The following is an 18,750-nucleotide window of genomic DNA, read 5'->3' on the forward strand; positions in this document are numbered from 1 at the left end:
GGCGTATGAGAACTGCTCATGGAACGGGCCGTCACATGAGCGCAACCGGCTGCCCACCAGGCACATTCCCGGCCTACGGTCCCGTCATGGACGAGACCGCGCTCACCGTGCACCAGACCGCCCGCCCGCACGGATTCCCCACCGCCGAGCACTTCGCCTTCGTCGAGTCCGCGCTCCCCGAACCCCCGGCGGGCAGCGCGCTCGTGGAGAACCTCTACTGGTCCGTCGACCCCTACCACCGCGAGATGATGGACGACGTCCCCGACGGCTTCGCGCTCGGCGCACCGCTGGAGGGGCGCGCGATCGGACGGGTCATCGCCTCGCGCACGCCCCGGCTGGCCGAGGGCGAGATCGTGTTCCACCGCCGGGGCTGGCGCACCCACGCGGTGGTCACCTCCGAGGAGATCCGGCGCCTGCCGCGCTTCGAGGGGGTGCCGTTGACCGCGTACCTGAGCATCCTCGGCGGAACCGGCCTGACCGCCTATGTGGGTCTGACCCGGATCGCCCGGCTCCAGGAGGGCGAGGACCTGTTCGTGTCGGCCGCCGCGGGCGGGGTCGGCACCGCGACCGGACGGTTCGCCCGGCTGCTCGGCGCCGGACGGCTGGTGGGCAGCGCCGGTTCGGCGGCGAAGGCGGACCATCTCACGCGTGAGGTCGGTTACGACGCCGTCTTCGACTACCACGAGGGGCCGGCCGCCGAACTGCTCCGCAAGGCCGCGCCGGACGGCATCGACGTGTTCGTCGACAACGTCGGCGGTCGGCAACTGGCAGCGGCGGTGGGGGAGTTGCGCGAATTCGGACGCGTCGTCCGCATCGGCACGATCAGCCAGTACAACACCCCCGACGCGCCGCCGCCCCACTTCGACTACGCGGACATCGTGGAGAAGAGCCTCCGCATGGAGGGCTTCCTGGTGCGGAACTACCGTGACGTGCAAGATGAGTTGTACGACTTCGCGGTACCGCATCTCCAGAGTGGCCGGCTGGCGTTGGACGAGACGGTCGTCGACGGGTTCGAGCACATCGTGGACGCGTTCCTGGGAATGTTGCACGGCCGGAACACCGGCAAGACCATCGTGCGGGACCGCACGCAGGTCCCGCCCCTGGGCTGACATCCGCACCGGGAACGCGGGCGCGGGCTCTCAGGGCGTCCAGACGCGCTCGGCGTAGTCGAGGAAGTTGCGGCCGAGGATCTTCTCGATGCGGCCGGAGCGGTAGCCGCGCTTCTCCAGGAGGCGGGTCAGGTCGCGGAACTGGTCGACGCCGCGCAGGTCCACGACGAAGGGGTAGGTGTCGGCCCGTTCGCCCGCGGCGCCGACGCCGGCCGCCTGCCGGGCGGCGACGTGTTCGGCGAGAGCCGCGCGATAGGCGTCGAGGTCGTCCACTGCGGTGACGCTGCCGTCGGTGCCGATGCCGACGTGGTCCTCGCCGCAGACGTCGACCGCGTGCACGATGTGGTCCACGACGTCCGCGGCGGTGGCGTGGCCGGTCGGGTTGAGGAACGGCATGAAGTAGATGCCGACGAACCCGCCGCGGTCGGCGACCAGGCGGAGTTCCTCGTCCGTCTTGTTGCGCGGGAGGTCGGCCAGGGCACGGCAGCCGGTGTGGTTGATCGACACGGGCTGCCGGGAGTGCCGGGCCGCGTCCAGGCAGGTGTTCTCCCCGCTGTGGGAGAGGTCGACCATCAGGTGATGGTCGTTGAGGGCCTCGACGACCTGGCGGCCGAAGGGGGTCAGGCCCCGGTTGGCGGTGGCCATGGAGCCGTCGCCGAGGTGGTTGGCCTGGTTGTAGGTGAGCTGGACGACCCGTACGCCGGCCTCCGCGAACCCGGCGACGCGGCTGTCGACCAGGGCCGGGTCCTCGCCGACGGCGACGCCGTTCTGGAAGCCGTAGATGACACCGATCCGCCGCTCGCGGTGGGCGCGCCGGATGTCGTCGGCCGTACGGACCTTGAGCAGGTCGGCCGGATGCGCGCCGAGGATGCCGTCCCAGACCGCGATCTCGTCCCGTGTGTGCTCGTACGGCGGGAGGTCGCCCATGGTGTAGCCGAGGGTGATGTTGACGGCGGTCAGGCCGGAGGCGCGCGCGTCGGCGATCGCCCGCGCGTCGACCGCGAGTTGGGCGCTGTCGGGGTTGAGCTGTGTGGCGGCGGCCCGGGCGGCGGGGGTGTTGGGGTTGTCGAGCTGCCCCAGCGCGTTGACGATCATCGGGTGGGCGGCGGTGGTCACTGGGCGTCCTTCTCGAAGTCGGCGCGGTCGAAGCGGCGGCCGCGTTTCACGGTGAGGGTGATGGTGCGCAGGTTGGCGATGTCCCGGAGCGGGTCCTCGTCCAGGACGGCGAAGTTGGCGAGCTTTCCGGCTTCGACGCTGCCCATGTCCGCCTCGGTGCCGGCCGCCCTGGCGCCGACCAGGGTCGCCGAGCGCAGGACATCGGCTGCGGACATCCCGCAACGGTCGACGAGGAAGGCGAGTTCGCCGTAGAGGGCGGGGAACGGTTCGTCGGGGCCGGTCTCGAAGTCCGTGCCGGTGCAGACGCCGACTCCGGCACGGTGTGCCTGGGCGGTGACGGTGGCGGCCAACTCGGTGTTGAGGCGGGCTCGTTCGGCGGACTCGGCGGTGTCGCCCCGGAGTTCGTCGCTGGTCCACATGGACGCGGTGGCGTCCAGGACGGTGCCGCGGCGGCGCATCTCGGCGAAGAGCGCGGCCAGTCGCGGGTCGTCGCCCGCGGCGAAGCGGCCGTGGTCCACGGGAGGTTTGGTCTTGTAGCTGCTCAGCGGCTCGGTGGGGTTCTCGAAGGCGAGCAGGGTGACGTGGGAGACGCTGTCCACGCCCGCGGCGACGACCTCGCCGGGCGCGGCCGGGAAGACGGTGGCGTGTGCCCAGACGGCGATGCCCTGGCGGTGCGCCTCGGCGGTGACGGCGGCGACGGTCGCGGCGTCCAGGTCGGCGTAGACCTTGATCGCGGCGGCGTGGGTGCCACGGGCCAGGGCGACGGCGATGGTGAGGTCGGTGTCGGGGGTGACGGCCTGCATCCAGGGGACGGCACCGGGCGTGGCGCCCCGGGAGACCTCGTGGGTGCGCGGGTCGTCGAAGAAGGAGGGTCCGGCCATGAGCGCCGCGTAACGGATGTCGGGGCCGGGGATCTCGCCGACCAGGGTGGCCCGGGCGAGGTCGCCGATCTGCCGTAGGTCGTCGGCCATGTCGCGGATGGCGGTGACCCCGCTGTGCACCAGGCGTCGGAGCACCGCCTCGGCGACGGGCCGGTCGGGCGGGGTGGCCAGGTGCTGGTGGGTGTCGATCAGGCCGGGGACCACGAACCTGCCGTCGAGGTCGACGCGGGGCGCGTCGGCCGCGAGCGGGGGCAACGGGTCGCCGTCGCTGACGACGGCGTGGATGCGGGCGCCGTCCGTGACGATCGTGGTGTCCGCACGGGGCCGGTCGCCGGTGCCGTCGAAGAGGGTGGCGCCGCGGTAGACCGTGACGGTTCCGGCGGGCGGTGCGGCCCAGGGGGTCGGGGCACCCGGGGGCAGATCGGTCATGGTCACCTTCGGTCCGCGAGATCCTATGTTGTTACGCTCTAGGTAACATCTGTATCGTGTGATGAAAACGCCGATACTGTACTCCGTGACCGGTGGATCACCGCAAGGACCCGAACCGGACAGGCCACCGCTCCCGGACCCCCGGTCCGTGGCCGCACCGTGGACGAAAGGGAAGAACCGCCGCCATGCCCGTCGCCCCCCGTACCCCGGCGCCGCCCAGATCCGCCGTGGACAAGGCGCTCGACCTGGTCGAGGCCGTCTCGCGCGCACCGCACCCGGTGCGGCTGACCGATCTCGCCGCCGAGGTGGGCCTGCACCGCGCCACCGCCTACCGGATCCTGCTGGACCTGGTCCGGCGGGGCTGGGTGCTGCGGGCTGGTGACCGTTATCTGCCCGGTGCCGCCGTGCTCCGGATGTCGGCCTCGGCCGCGGGCAACTCGCTCACCGCGCTGGCCCGTCCGGTGCTGGAGAGGCTGTCCGCCGCGACCTCGATGATGGTCAACCTCCAGGTGCTGGAGGAGGGCGGCGCCCGGGTGATCGACGTGGTCAGGCCCGAACGGCTTGCCATGATCAGCCACTTGCGGGGCGAACTGCTGCCGGTACGACGGTTCGCCGGGCCGCTGGCCCTGGTCGCCGCCCTCGAACCGGACGCGAGGACACGGTGGTTGGCCGGACTCGGCGACGAAGCGGCCCTCGTGGCACGGGAGTTGGCCGAGGTGGAGCGGACCGGTGTCGCCGTGGAGCGCGGTCGTAACGACAAACTGGTGGCCTCCGTCAGCCGGGCGGTGGTGCCCGACCCCGGCGCCCCGGTGTGCGCGCTGACCGTCGTCGGACCTGACTCCGAGTTCGCCGGGCCGGAACTGGCTTCCGTGGAGCGGGAGTTGCGCGCGGCGGCTGACGAATTGGGGACGGCCCTGACCGCCGGTACGGCGGAGGCCGGCCGGTGACCGGCCTGCTGGTGCTGGACCGTCGGCAGACGGCCGCCGCCCTGCGACCCGACGCCGTCCTCGACGCGGTGGGCCAGGCTCTGATCTCCGTCGCCCGTGACGAGGTCTCCGTCCCGCCGCGGATCGCCGCACTGACACCGACCGGCCTGCTGGGCGCCATGCCCGGCTACGTCCCCGGACTCGGGCTGGCCGCGAAACTGGTGACCGTGACCGCCGATCCACGGCACCCCGGGCGCGGGTTCCACCGCGGGCTGGTGGCCCTGTTCGACGAACACGACGGGCGGGCGCTGGCGCTCGTGGACGGCGAGTCGCTGACCGAGGTCCGCACGGCGGCGGTCGCCACCCGCGGCGCGCTGGCCCTGGCCGTCCACCCCGGTCTCGGCCGGGTGGCGGTGGTGGGGACGGGCGCCCAGGCCCGCGCCCAGCTGGCGCTGCTCGCCACGGTGCGGCCGGAGGCCGAGGTGACGGTGGCCGGCCGCGATCCGGTTCGGGCCGGCGCGGCGGCCGCGCTGCATCCCGGCGCGCGGGTCGCCGCCGATGTCGAGGGAGCGGTGCGCGGGGCCGACGTGGTGTTCTGCTGCACCGGCGCCACCGCGCCCGTCGTCCGCCGCGAATGGCTCGCTCCCGGCGTCCATGTCTCGTCGGTCGGCGGCTCCCAGGGACCCGAACTGGACCCCGGCACCATCCGGGACGCGCTCCTGTTCGCCGAGTGGACCGGCGCGGCCACCGCGCCGCCACCGGCGGGCGCCCATGAACTCCAGGCCCTCGCCCCCGGCCGCCCGGTGACCCTCCTCGGGTCCGTCCTCGACGGCGGCCACCCGGGCCGGGCCGGTGACACCGACGCCCTCACCGTCTTCAAGTCCACCGGCCACGCCGCCCTCGACGTCGCGGCGGTCAGGGTCGCCCACGACGTGGCGCTCGAACAGGGCTGGGGAGTACGCGTGGACCTGTGAGGGACCGGGATCGCGTCCCAGGAACGGCGAGGCGATCGCCTTCTTACGGCCGGTCCGTCACCGGGTTTCCGCTCCGGTCGCACCCCCACGTCAAGTCGCCCTGGTACAGGCGAAGTTAATGCAAGTGCGGATCTTCATCCATTGCACGTCACGTGCCGTTGGGCCGGACGTCAACCACCCCGGCAATGATCGGGCATCTGTGGGCCCGAGCCGCGCGCGTCCTGTCGCAGGGCGAGTGATGCGGGCCCCGGGTGCGTACGGAAGGGACCTCCGGTGCGCGCCGACGTGACCGCAGCCGGCATGTGTTCGCGCTGCCGACGCGGGCCCCGCCGGTACGGGCGGCCCGGCGTTCGCGTCGGTCCGCGCCGTGGCCGCCTCCGGTGAGTGGAGTACGACGAAAATGGAGACCGGATGACCCAGGAGCCCGAGTCAGGCCCGGACGGTTACGAGGAGCAGCTGGAGCGACGCCTCGCCCGGGCCAGAGTCGAACTGACGGCAGCCGAGCGGGACGCGGCACGCGCGGAGGCGGGCATGGCCGACTTCTCCGCGGCCACGGTCTCCAAGGACGGCTCCGTCGAAGTCACCGTCGGCCCCCGGGGCGAACTGAGCGACCTGCGGTTCCTGGGCGAGAAGTTCCGTGAGATGTCCAGCGCGGAACTGGGCGCGGCGATCATCGAGGCGGTCGAGACGGGCCGAGCGGAGGCACGCCGCGAGGCGGCCCGCCACTTACGGCCGCTCGACGCCCCCGGCCCGCACGTGCCCGAACTCGCCGGACTCGACATCGACTGGGCCCGGTTCACGGGCCCGTCCGCCCCCGCCCGGAGCAGCTCCGCCAGGCCCGCCCAACGCACGCGGCTGCACGACGAGATCGCCGACGACGAGGAAGACGGAGGCACCCGATGACCGGCCCGTCCTACACATCGAACCCGGCGGCCATCGTCGGCGGCAGCCGTGTCATCGAGGACCTCGGCAGGTATGCCGGCGAGGTCGGCGCGTCCGCCCACGCCGCCCTGGCCGACACCAGCTGGACCGGCGACGACAGCTACGGGCAGCAGCTGAGGAAGGAGTTCGTCCAGACCCGCGACACCGTCCTCGCCACCATCGACGCCATCGCGGCGGGCATCTCGGCCGTGGGCGACGGGACCCTCGACAACCTGCGCTCGATCCGCGGCAACCAGGCCGGGATCCTCGACGCCATCCACGAACAACAAGGCCGGACCGGGAGCCGACCGTAACGTGGCCATCGTCGTCTCTCCCAAGCTCAACTGGCTGTTCTTCATCCTCATCGGGGAGAAGTTCCTGGAGGCCAACGAAGACCGCGCCTACGACACCAGCCAGTCGTTCGACCAGCTCCACCAGCACGTCGGCGCGCTCAAGGCACGGGCGAAACAAGCGGTACTGGCCGTGGGAGAGGGCCTACCCAAGGGAACCGCCGACCAGTTCATCGCGGCGATCAACCAAGTCCTGCCCTACCTCGACCAGTTCGAGGCCGACCTGGACAAGATGACCAAGAACCAGGTCAACATCGCCATGCAGATCCGCGAGGCGAAGTGGAACATCATCGCGGAACTCATCCGCCTGTTCATCGAACTCGCGATCCTCGCGGTGATGTCCTTCTTCACCGGCGGCGCCAGCGCCAGCGAGGCGGCGGTGGCACGTGCCCGCAGCCGCGTCTTCATCCTGGAGGTCCTGCTCGAACTCTCGCGCCGCACCCACCTGTTGCCCAGCTTCCTGGAGGCCGCCGAGGAGGCCTTCATGACGCTCGCGGTCCGGCTGGCCATGATGGTGGGCGCCCCCAAGGGGCAACGGCCGAAGTCGATCGACTGGGGCGACATCGGTCTCAGCGCCGCGTTCGGCGCCGTCGCCGGGTTCCTCGCGCCGATCTTCGCGAAGACGATGAAGAACGTCACGAACAACCTCAACAACTTCAAGAACCTCGGTGACCTGGGGAAGAAGATCGACGACATCAACCTGGGCGGGCCGAAGGGACCGAAGCCGAACACCACCGACCTGAACCTGAAGAACAGGCCGAAGCCCGGTCCTACGCCGGGAACCGGGGCCCACGTCCCCAAGACGACCCCCACCGTCACCCCGCATGTGACGCCGACACCCCACGGCGACCAGAGCTTCTCCGACAAGGCACTCGACCAAAGCGGTGAATTCATCGCGGACGGCGCCTCGGAGACATTGGCGGAGTCCCTCGTGATGGGCGCGTTCTTCGGTGACTTCACACCGAGTTGGCAGACGTTCGTCGGGTCGGGACTGAGCGAGCGATTCGAGGCGGGGGCCGAGCACGCGATCACCAACAGCGCCGACTGGCTCAAGAACTTCGGCAACCCGCCGACGATCTCCACATCGGTCCCCGACACCGACACCGACACCGGCACCGGCGACGGCACCGACACCCGCACCGGCGGCACCGACGTCGGTCCGAACACTGGCTCGGGCAAGGCCGACGGCAAGTCCGGTACGGGAGGCGGCCCGCACACGCCCGTGGACACGGACACCGGAAACTCCAGCGACACGGACACGGGCAACCCCATCGACACGGACACCGGCACACCTACGAAGGCGCCTCCGGTCCATGTCGTCGAACCACCGCCCCACACGTCTGTCCCGGTCGGCCCGGTCGTTCCGCGCGTGGTGGGGTCATCAACGCCCTTCATTCCGCCAGTGGTTGGGTCGTCCGCGCCACCGATCCCGCCGACCGTCCCGACCGTCACCGGCGGCGGTGCCACCCCCGCACCGCCCGTCGTCACGCACGGCGGCAACAGCAACAGCAACGACAACACCGTCGAACCCCCGCCGCAGACGCACGACGTGAACACCCCCGAGGTGGAGCAGGCCCCGGCCTCACCCCCGCCCCCGGACCAGCACCCTGTTGTCGAGCCGCCCCCCACGGAGTTGCCGCCGACCGTGGAGACGTCGACCCCCGTGACGCCTACGGTCGGGACCACCGTCCCTCCTGCGGTCACCCACAACGGCGTTCCTGAGCAGGGGAGTTCGAGCAACGGCACGAGCACCGGCAATCCGACCCCGCACCCTGTCCAAACCCCTGCTCCTGCCCCTGCACCGACCCGCACCCCGACCACGGACACCGGTACGGGTACCGGCACCGGCACCGGCACCGGCAAGGGGAAGGCCGTGGCATCACCGGCGACGGACGCCACTGACCCGGACCCCGGTACCGTCACCCACCCCGCCCCGCTCGTCAGCGCGGCTCACGACGCCCATGCCGACGCCGTACGGTCGTTGCGGCACGCGGTCGACACCGCCGAACAGCTCCGCGTGCGCGTCGAGGCCGGGGAGGGGACGAGCCGCGACGCCACCGCGCTGCACGACGCGGACGACAGGGTGCGGCAGGCGCAGGAGGATCTCTCCCGGACGGAGACGCGGCTGCGTGAGCTGGGCCAGGTGCCGCGTACCGACGCCGACGCCGTCCTGGACCTCGGCTCCGACCCGTCGGCACAGCCCGCCGCCATCGTCCCCGTGGTGGACCGCTCCGCAGCCCAACGGCACTGGATCGCCTCGCAGTTGACCGAGGATGACCTGCCTCACGACTTCTCCACCGCCCTCCCGACCGCCGATGTCGACGTGGACGCGGCCGCCCTGTCCTCCACCGGAACAGCCCTCACCGTCGAGCAGCAGACCCAGGCGGTCATGGGGAGCGGCAAACTCTCCCTGCTGGAGACCGGACTCACCCCCTTGCAGCAGGCCAAGGCGCTGATGCTGCAACCCGGCCCGTGGTCCGGGCACCTCGACACCGCGGCCGCCACGGCCAGCCGGCGCCTGTGGGACGACGCGTTCACGGACTTCGCGCTGAGCACGCCCGGATCGGCCACGGACACCGCACGCCAGTCGTGGGACACCGCCACCGCGCTCGTGCTGCCCCTGGAACTGCACCCGGTGCTCGCGGACTCGCGTCACGCGATCGAGTCGTACCGAAGCGCGGTACGCCAGGTCGCCGACGTGCTGGCCGCCGGCGGGACCCGTGCGGAGGCGACCTCGCTCGCCGACGGTCTCCGCAGGGGCCTCGGGCTGCCGCAGCGGCTGCGCGGCGGTGCCCCCAAGTCCGGGGAGTCGTCCGACGTTCCGCAGCCCGTCGTCACCGTGAGCAGCGGGACTCCTCTCGTCGTGACGACATCCACCACGACCGACTCGACGACCGGCTCGACGACGACGATCACCGAGGTGCCGATCGACGGACTCCTCAAGTCCCCGGACGACAAGTCGACTTCGCTGCCTCCCCGCGGCCCGGACGACCCCCCGGAGAAGCCCCGCCGACAGCGCCCGCCCCGCAAGGGCGCCCCGCCGAACGGCCGTACCCCCCTGCTCGAACCCATCGACGAGGACGCCGAGGCCGAGTTCACCGCCCCGCCGGCAAAGAAGCCCGCCACGCCGGGGCCGACCTGGGTGGTGCACGACCTGGACTCCCGTCGGCCGCCGCGCGTCGACCTCGACCTGCCTCCCGCGCCGTACAGCGGCGGGGGACCCGCGTCGTTCACCGACGGCGCCAAACTGCCCGTCTACATGGGCGGCATCGGCGAGTTGCTGCGCGGGCTGCCCCGCAATCTGCTGCGCCGCTCCTACGCCCTCGGCCAGGGGGACCGTGTCCTGCGCGGCGCCGACCGCGTCGTCGAGCAGCTCGACCTCAGCCTCCGGCAGCCGCCCGGCGTCCGCCCCCGTCCCGCGCGTCCCGGCGGCAACCGTGCCGGCGACGGCCTCCTGGACGACGTACGACACGCCCTCGTCCACAACCCGAGCGGCTTCTTCGGCGACGGGCAGCAGTTCAACTACCGCACGGTGGACGGCAAGTCGCGGGTGCTCACGGTCACGGCCCGCCCGTACGGGCAGTGGGAGAGGTTCACCTTCGGCTACGCCAACCCCGTCAAGATCGACACGATGCAGCGCAACACCGCCCTCACCGGCAGGGTCGCCGTGAACAGCACGGCGACGTCCCTCGCGCCCACCGCGCCGCTCGGACCGGTGAAGACGCTGTTCGCGCCCTGGGGACGGGTCTTCGCGCAGTTCTCGTGGACCAAGCGGGTCGAGTACAACCTGCAGAACCTCGTCGTGAACCAGAACGAGACCCGTACGACCGACGGCTCGCACGCCCATCTCGACGACGTCTGGTACGAGTTCAAGGTCACCGATCCGGCCGGCCGGCCCGTGGACCGGACCGGCAAGGCGATCAGGTCCACGTCCGGCACGCGTGATCAGGTCGCCTTCGGTTTCGCCGTCAGGGACGGGCTGTTCGTGCGCATCGCCGACAGCCTCACCCGGCCCAAGCCGCCCGCCGACCGGCTGCCGCCGCGGATGCGGCTCGACCGCGGCTCCAACTACCGCATGATGAACACGGAAAGCTTCGGCCCCGTCGCGCACATCAGGGACTGGGCGCTCCAGCAGATCGGCACGGACACCGACAGCATGGCCGGCAAGCAGGTCAGCTCGTTCTTCTCCACCGACGGGTTCCATCGCATGAGCCGGGTGATGGCCGCCGGGACGGTCACGTCGCCGCCGTTGTTCAAGGACGACTCGGGGCGCGAACCGCTCGGTGTGTTCTCGGTCCGGGTGGAGCCCGGCGAGGCCGTCCTCATCAGCGAGACCACCGCCGCCGAACTCCGGGACATCTCCCAGACGACGGTCCGCAACGAGCGGACCACCGGCAGGTCCTCGGGCGTCGACATCGGCGGCGCTCTCGGACCCGCCTTCCAGCTTCTCGGCATCGACCAGGGCAAGTTCGACCTGCGGCTGCTCGCAGGCCTCAACTTCCGCTACGGCGCCTCCCGCAACCGCGCTTCCGTCACCGGCGGAACCGGCGCCGTCAAGTCGGCCGGTCAGGCCAAGGGCGACCCCACGGGCCTCTACCTCGTCCAGAAGACCGTCACCGTCACCGCGCCGCCCGACACCAAGGCACCGCTGCCCGACCGCAGGCGCGACGACGCGAGCTCGACACCCGGCAAGCTGCGCAAGAACCCCCCGCGGACCTGGAGCGAGGCACCGCGGACCCAGACGTTCCAGACGTGGGCCGTGGAACGGCTCACCCGCACCGAGGCCCGCCGCCTCGCCGGGGAGGCGAGCCCCGCGCCCGGCACACCGCCCAGGGTGCCGCCGTACCTCACCCAGGACGCGCCGCCCACCCTCGGCATGAGCAGGGTCGAGGAGTTCACGTTCGCCGACGGCTCCTACGTACGGGACATCGACGGCGAGGACCGCACGTTCCTCGACCACTTCAGCGACCAGGTCCTCGAAGAGGTCGCGCGCGCCTACCCGGACCTCGTCGCACCGCTGTCCGAACTCGATCCCGCCAATCCCCGCTGGCGCGGCGCCGACCACTTCCAGATGGCGGTCTCCAACACCCTGGAGGTGCTCAACACCCTCGCCTTCCACAGCATGGCGGGCAACCTGGAGACGATGATGACCACGGGGCTGCGGATCTCCCTGGTCGACTCCCGCCGCGCCACCCGCGCACACCGGTACGTGTGGATCGACGCGGCCCTGACCGACCGGCGGTTCGAGGGCACGCAGAAGGACCTGCGGCTGCGGTTCAGCGCACCCGGCAGCGAGAACCTCGGCGGACGGCAGAACAGCGCGCGCGGCGCGCACATCGGCGCGGAAGGGCTGCTGTCCCTGCGGGACGCGGCGACCGACAGCGCGGGCGGCCCGCTGCACGCGGGCACCGGTTCGCTCGGCGTGCGCTGGGGTGGCCGTAGCGACTCGGAGAGTGGTTACGGGGCCTCCGCCACACACGAGGCCATGTCGATCGGCACCAAGGGCACCCACCTGTACAGCTACGAGGTCACCCTCACCGCGCGGCGCGGCGGCTTCCGCCGGTTCCGCGGTCTGCTGCGCGGTGTCCTCTTCCTCAACCTGCTCGGAACACGGCCGTTCGTCTTCACCGAGCGGGAGAAGAACCTCATCGGCCCGACCGGCGCGCCGGCGCCGGGCCCGGCCGGCCCAGGACCGGCCGCCAAGGGACCCTCCGTCGGACGGGTGCTGCTCGGCGTACCCGTCGAGCACACGCCCGCCCGCGACACCGCACGCCCGCACCACCCCCTGCACGGAGTGCCCCTCGCGAGCACCACGCAGGCCGCACGGGACCTGGCGCTCGCCACCCGCGGTCTGTTCGAGCGGGCCGGCCGCCGGGGCCGCGAGGAGTACCGGCGCCACCCGCACCTCACCCTCGCGGTCGTCGCGGACCCCGCCCTCGGCCAGGCCGCCGAGGACGTCCTCAAGGAGTCGTCGGGCAACTCCTGGATGCTGACCCAGCAGGGTGCCCCCGTCCACGACGCGGCGCTGCGCGTGTTCCAGAGCCAGTTCCTCACCGCGAACTTCGACCAGTCGTCCGCCCCGACCGGCTGGCGCGCCTCCGGTCTGTGGGCCAAGGCCCCCTACCTGGACCGCTCCTCGGTCCTCGCCCACCGGAGCCGCCTGCGCCCCGGGAGCCTCACCGCCGTGACCGGCGCCATCCCGATCGAGGCGGAGACGACCATCGGCGGCGCCACCCAGGCCTCCGGGCGCCACACCAGCACCAGCACGCTGTTCTTCGGCGGCCAGCTCGTCTACCTCCACTCGCACGACACCGGCACCGGGACCACCGGCAACTACGGCCTCGTCGCCAGCCCCTACCGCCTCGACAAGTCCCGCTTCCGGGCCGTCTCCCGGACCGCGCTCGCCGAGATCAACCGCAAGGACCAGGGCCGGCAGGTACTCGTCACCGCGGACGTCGACCACGAGATCGCCGCCACCTCCACCCTTGTCGGTCAACGCGCGACGGGCATACGACGGCTGCCCCGCTGGCTCGCCGGCGCGTCCGGACGGCGGGTCCTCGTCAACGACGGCTGGGTCGGGCACGTCCCGGAGAAGAGCGCCTACCGGATGGGACTGCTCCGGGACCGCTGGGGCGACGTCCCGCTCTACACCCGGCGCCGCTGGTCGCCCCAACCCTGGCTCCTGGACAACCCGTTCGGCAGTTTCCCGCTCACCGCCCTCGACACCGCGACCGTACTCAACGACTTCGACCGGCAGTTGAGGCCGCTCGGGCTGACGTCCAGCGACCGGGACACCGTGCACCGGCTGATGTCGGAACGTGTCGTGCGCGCCCTCGGCAAGGAGATGACCGGCGGCAGCACCTCCGTGCCCGCCCGCGTGGGCCGCTGGGGCTCCTCGACCGCCAACCTGTGGATCGGCGGCCGCAAGGTACGGGCGCGCGCCGAGCTGATCCCGGTGAAGGTGCCCGTCGGCAGACCCGCACCTGACGGCAGCGGCTTCGGTGGCCTCGGCCACAGCGTGGAGTTCGAGGAGCACCGGCACGCCGTGGAGACCACGCAGGAGGGCCGCGGCCGCGCCTCGGGCGCCAGCGTCGGCACCACCGTCGCCCAGGGCGCGCACACCGGTAACGACACCGTGCGGATGGCCGGACCGACGTACGCCGAAGTCGGCTCCACCCAGCAGACCGCCGCCCAGAACCAGTCCGAGGGCAGCGTCCGGATCGCCACCGCGACGACGACCCAGGGACATGCCGAGTACGTCACCCGCTACCGGATGCGCCTCACCCTGGAGGTCACCGACACTCGCGACCCGCAGACCGGCACCGGCGCCTCCGCCTGGGTCAAGCGGGCCGCGCACCGCACCTGGCGCGGTGTCTCCGGTCGGCGACTGCTGCGCGTCAGCTCTGAGGGCGACGTCGGAGAACTCGTCGAGCACTACCCGCTCAGCCTCATGCGCCCCGACCCCGCCGACCCCACAGCCGAACGGGACGACCCGCTGGCCCCGCCCACCCTCGACGCCCCCGGACCCTCCCGCCGCGTCGCACCGCCGGCCACGACCGGCCCGGGAGGCTGGCTCGACACGCTCCACCCCGACGACAGCATGAAGCCGTTCACCATGCCGCCGGACGGCTTCAAGGTCCGCCGGATCGTCGGCGTCGACCAGCTCCACACCGCCAACTCCCTCGTCCTCGCCTCCGCCTACGACACGTCCTTCCCGCTCACCGACACGGTCGACGACGACCTGATCGCCCGCGCCCAGGACACCCCGCTCACCCGTGCCGGCACCGGGCCCGCCCAGAACCTGGAGGACGGCACCGGCAACGGAGCCCTCAGCGCCTTCTACGACCGCACCCTCGACCCCGGCGGCTACGAGGTGGCCGGCCTGACCGAACGCGGCTTCTTCGGCGGCGCGGACGCCGACCTCCGGCTCTACTCCCGGCCGCAGTTCCGGCAGGCCCGCCTTCTCGCCGTCACCGACGGCATGAAGCACGAGGCACCCAAGCGCCATGTGCAGGGCGGCGGCGCGACCGCCGGGCGCCTCGGACAGACCGAGTCGTCGATCGGCGGCGGTCCCGCCACCTCGTCCTCCGCCACCGGAACCAACCAGATGGGCGCCTCGGGGCCGGGCGACGTCTCGACCGAGTCCGACACCCTCGCCTCGGCCGGCGACCGCCTCGCGTCGGTGAACGTCAAGCCGAACACCACCCGCACGTTCCTGTTCGCCATCCCCACGACCTGGCTGAGCGTCGCCGCGGTCCACCACCACGTCAAGGACTCCGCGCCCGTGCGGGCGATGCGCAGCCCGTTCGGCAACCCGCAGCGCGCCCCGCAGGCACGCGAGACCGAGACCACCGTCCTGGCCTGGGTCCGCGAGGACGTCGCCCGTGAACTGGGCCTCATCGAGGACGACGGATTCCCGCCGGCGGCGGCCAAGGCGTGGGACGCCGTCACCAAGGCCGACAAGGAGTGGACGGCCGCCGACAAGAAGTACTGGGAGCTGCGCCGCGACGAGGGCCCGCGCCGCGAGACCGCGCTCACGGACGCCGAGAACCTGCTGACCACCCTCACCGCCCGCGACCCCGAGACCCTGCCCCAGGTGATCGCCGCACGGGGTGAACTCGCCCGTCTGGAACAGGAGAACGACGGAGCGGAACCCGCCCACGACGGCTGGGCGGAACTCCACGACGCGGAACGGGACGCCGCGCGGGACCGAGTGACCGCCCTGCTGCGGGCGGCCGACGACGAGGTCACCGCCGCCCGCGCGGCCCGCGACACGGCACGCGGCCAACTGGACGACTTCACGGCGGAGTTGGGCGAGCGACGTGCCTTCGCCGAGGCGCTCGCCGACGAGTACGCACGCGTCCGCGAAGCCGCCGACCGCCTGACCCGCTGGCACCAGCTCGCGGCCACTCCGGCGGGACGCGCCCAGCTCGGCACCACCCCGGAGCCGGACGAGGTCGTCTTCCGGGCGCCACCGGCACCGGTGACCGAGAAGAAGACCACCGGCAAGGACGCGGAGAAGAAGGACGGCGAAAAGAAGGACGCCGAGAAGAAGGACGCGGAGAAGACGACCACCGACAAGGGCGGCGACAAGAAGGACGGCGGCAAGAAGGACAGTGGGGAGCAGGACGAGGCGGCGGGCAACGCCGAACCGCGCCCCGCGTTCAGCCGCCCGCCGTGGGAGACGGACGGCGCCCCGGACCCGTCGCTGCGCCGCTTCGACGCGGCCCAGGACCACCGCACCCTGACCGCCACCGATCCCGACGGCCGCAGCTGGGTCTACGACCTGCATGAACCTGACGGCGACGGCAACGGGTTCTTCACGGCGATCCTCGGTGTCGCGGATCGCGGCGGGCCGACGGCGGTGTCGGAATCCCGGCGTACCGCACTGGCCGGCCGCGTGGCCCGGAGCGTCGACATGCCCCCGGACGCGACGCTCGACCCGCAGGCGGTGTTCCGTACGGCCGAACTGACCAGCCGTCTCGGCGAGCACTTCCGGCGAGACCCTGCCCTGTCCGCCACCGTGGAGGAGAACGGCGGCCGGCTGCCCGAGGCACTGCTCACCGCACTCACCCCCGCCCAGCGACAGAGTCTCGTACGGCTGCACGTGCAGCGCGCCCGCCGGTGGGACGACGCGACGGCGAATCTCGCGGCGGACCTGACGGCGCGCTCTCTCGGGGTGGACCTCACGGTCGTGGGAGAGGACGGCAGTTACCGGTTCTTCCCGGGCTCCGCCGATCCGACGGCCAGCCCGCTCCGGCAGGTGACCGTCTACCGGCGCGGTGACAGCTACCTGTCGGCCCGCCCACGGTCGGCAACACCGGTGCCGGCGCCGCCCGTTCGGGGCGCGGAACCGCCGGGCGACAAGGACGCCAAAGACACCAAAGACACCAAGGCCGCCGACACTGCGAAGGGCAAGGGCAGCGAGGGCGTCGACGGCAAGGGAGCCAAGAGCGACCAGGACACGAAGGGCAAGGGCACCGAGGGCAAGGGGACCGAGGGCAAGGGCACCGAGGGCAACGGGGCGAAGGCCAAGGACAAGCCCGGCTCGGACGCACAGGGCAAGTCCGGCGGCGACAAGCGGCAGCAGCCGTCGGCCGCCCGGAGTGTCCTCGTGGAGGGCCGGCAGATGACCGTCCAGAACGTGGCTCCCGACGGCAACTGCCTGTTCACCGCCATCATCGCCGGGCTCGGCGCCCAGCATCCCGGCCACACGGTGCGCGGCAGGGCCGTGGACACGATGACGGTCGCCGACCTGCGGAACGACACCGCCGACTGGTACCGGACGTCCGCCGCTGCCCACCAGCACGCCACGCGCGACCCGTTGGAGACGATCGTCCACGACAGGTACCCGGACCTCCGCAGCCTGCGGCCGCTGCTCGCCCTGCTGGGCCTGCGGACCCACCTCCCGCTGACCCCCACGCAACAGGCCCGCATCCAGGCCCAGTTGACGACCGAAGGGCTGACGGACGGTACGGCGCCCGAGGCGATCGCCCGACGGCGTGCGCTGACCGACCAGGCGCACGGGAACAACGTGCGCCAAGTGGTCCTGCGAACCTTGCACGGCCCGGCCACGTCGAGGTCGCGGGCGCTGTGGCGGGAGATCCGCAGCCACCTGCCGACCGTCGTGCCCGCCACCCCGGCGCAGACCGTCACGATGGGGGAGCGCGGCCTTGTCGACCGCGCGATCCGCTCGCCCGAACTGTGGCACACACCCTTCTACGACGACGTACCCCTGCTGCTCACCCAGTCGCTGGGCATCGACCTCGTCGTCGTCCAGCCCGACGGCCACGGCGGCTCCGTCCTGCACCGCCTCTCCGAGGACGCCAACGGGCCTACCGTGTACGTCGCCTACAACGGCGTCGACCATTACGAGACGCTGCTGCCGACGGCGCCGCAGCCCGGTCCGAGGGGTGACCTCACCGCCGGTTTCGGCGACCCCGTGATGCCCAAGCGGGTCAAGGACGAGGAGCGCGACGACGAGGGCGACGTACGGGCGAACCCGCTGTGGATCCCGCTCGAAGAGGTGGACCCCGACCTGTTGATCACCGGCAACCACGATGCGGTGTGGCTGTACACGGTGACCGACGACGGCCGTGTGCTGCTCGGCAGCGAGGCGCCTTCGGAGGTGATGGCGCGGGACCAGTTCGACGCGCTGCTCGCCGGTGTCCGCGCCCGACGGCCCGACATGACGGCGGAGTCGCTGCGGGCGGAGATCGACGGCCTCGGACACACGGGCATCGCCGCCGTGTTCGAGGAGGGCGGCCGTACCCGGCCCGGCGCGAGCCGGGTGTCGGGCGAGTTCCGCTGGAGCGAGAGCCTGCGGACGTGGACCGTGAACGACAAGTCCGGCCGCTACATGAGCAAGTCGGTACGGCCGGACGTCGACCCGGCGGTCGCGGCCGGCTGGCTTGACAACGTCGCCGCACTCTTCACCGATCGCCTCGGCGTCCAAGTCACCCCGGAACAGGTGAAGTCGAGCGCCACGAAGGCCCCCGAGCCGAAGCCCGGCGACACCGAAAACCGGTCCGCGCCCCTGCCTTTGATGCTCCGTCAGCCCGCAGGCGGGGGCGACTGGTTGCCGGCCGCGCTGGTCGAAGCCCTGAGGAAGAGGGGGGCCGATTCGTTCGGCCGACCGGGCCTCGGCGGTCTTCTCGGGGGACCGGACCCGACCGACGCGCTGCACCGCTGGACGGAATTCCGGCTCGCCGCCCCGGACGCCGCGGCGCGGGCGCCCCGCCTGGCCGCTCCCGACTGGGCGGGCCCGGCGCACACCACGGTCTCGCTCGACGACCTCGCCGCCGTGGGCGTGGCCCCTACACCCGACCAGGCCGCGTTCGCGGCACTGACCGGCGCACTTCCGCTCGCCGACCTCACCCTGACCCTCGCCCAGCGCTACCGGCTGCTGCGCCGCTGGGCGGACCGCGACGACCTTCTGACCGAGACCGCCGCGGGCACGGCGGTCCGCGACCTGGGAATCGTCCTGACACTTATCACCGACGACGGGACGGTGCGCCGCTTCGAGCCGTGAGGACCGGCTCCGC

At 72.3% G+C, this 18,750-nt stretch carries 8 protein-coding genes; 6 read left to right on the forward strand and 2 right to left on the reverse strand.

Features of this window, described 5'->3' with window-relative positions; all coding sequences use genetic code 11:
• The first annotated feature begins 86 nt into the window (after positions 1–86).
• On the forward strand, positions 87–1,109 hold the full coding sequence (locus tag ACIRB1_RS36060) for an NADP-dependent oxidoreductase (RefSeq protein WP_403468459.1): 1,023 nt from the start codon (positions 87–89) through the stop codon (positions 1,107–1,109).
• Positions 1,110–1,139: 30 nt separating this feature from the next.
• Here the strand turns inward: ACIRB1_RS36060 and ACIRB1_RS36065 are convergent, their stop codons facing one another.
• Both ACIRB1_RS36065 and ACIRB1_RS36070 read right to left on the reverse strand, forming a co-directional pair.
• On the reverse strand, positions 1,140–2,225 hold the full coding sequence (locus ACIRB1_RS36065; RefSeq protein ID WP_403468460.1) for a dipeptidase: 1,086 nt from the start codon (positions 2,223–2,225) through the stop codon (positions 1,140–1,142).
• A complete protein-coding gene (locus tag ACIRB1_RS36070) occupies positions 2,222–3,535 on the reverse strand; it encodes an amidohydrolase family protein (protein ID WP_403468461.1) in 1,314 nt (437 codons plus the stop codon). Before ACIRB1_RS36070 ends, ACIRB1_RS36065 begins: the two co-directional genes overlap by 4 nt.
• Positions 3,536–3,720: 185 nt before the next feature.
• Between ACIRB1_RS36070 and ACIRB1_RS36075 the strand changes: the two genes are divergently transcribed.
• From ACIRB1_RS36075 to ACIRB1_RS36095, 5 genes are all read left to right on the forward strand, one after another.
• Positions 3,721–4,482: an IclR family transcriptional regulator gene (locus ACIRB1_RS36075; protein ID WP_403468462.1), complete on the forward strand. Its 762-nt coding sequence runs from the start codon at positions 3,721–3,723 to the stop codon at positions 4,480–4,482.
• On the forward strand, positions 4,479–5,435 hold the full coding sequence (locus tag ACIRB1_RS36080; protein WP_403468463.1) for an ornithine cyclodeaminase family protein: 957 nt from the start codon (positions 4,479–4,481) through the stop codon (positions 5,433–5,435). The genes ACIRB1_RS36075 and ACIRB1_RS36080 overlap by 4 nt, the downstream gene beginning before the upstream one ends.
• Positions 5,436–5,846: 411 nt before the next feature.
• Complete coding sequence (locus ACIRB1_RS36085) at positions 5,847–6,338, forward strand: YbaB/EbfC family nucleoid-associated protein (protein WP_403468464.1); 492 nt, start codon at positions 5,847–5,849, stop codon at positions 6,336–6,338.
• Complete coding sequence (locus ACIRB1_RS36090; RefSeq protein ID WP_352178728.1) at positions 6,335–6,670, forward strand: hypothetical protein; 336 nt, start codon at positions 6,335–6,337, stop codon at positions 6,668–6,670. The genes ACIRB1_RS36085 and ACIRB1_RS36090 overlap by 4 nt, the downstream gene beginning before the upstream one ends.
• Position 6,671: 1 nt before the next feature.
• The gene (locus ACIRB1_RS36095; RefSeq protein WP_403468465.1) at positions 6,672–18,737 is read left to right on the forward strand and encodes a hypothetical protein; all 12,066 of its coding nucleotides are present in this window, start codon (positions 6,672–6,674) and stop codon (positions 18,735–18,737) included.
• Positions 18,738–18,750 lie beyond the last annotated feature (13 nt).

Origin of the sequence: Streptomyces sp. NPDC096013 (assembly GCF_044763565.1) — a bacterium.
Classification (GTDB): domain Bacteria; phylum Actinomycetota; class Actinomycetes; order Streptomycetales; family Streptomycetaceae; genus Streptomyces.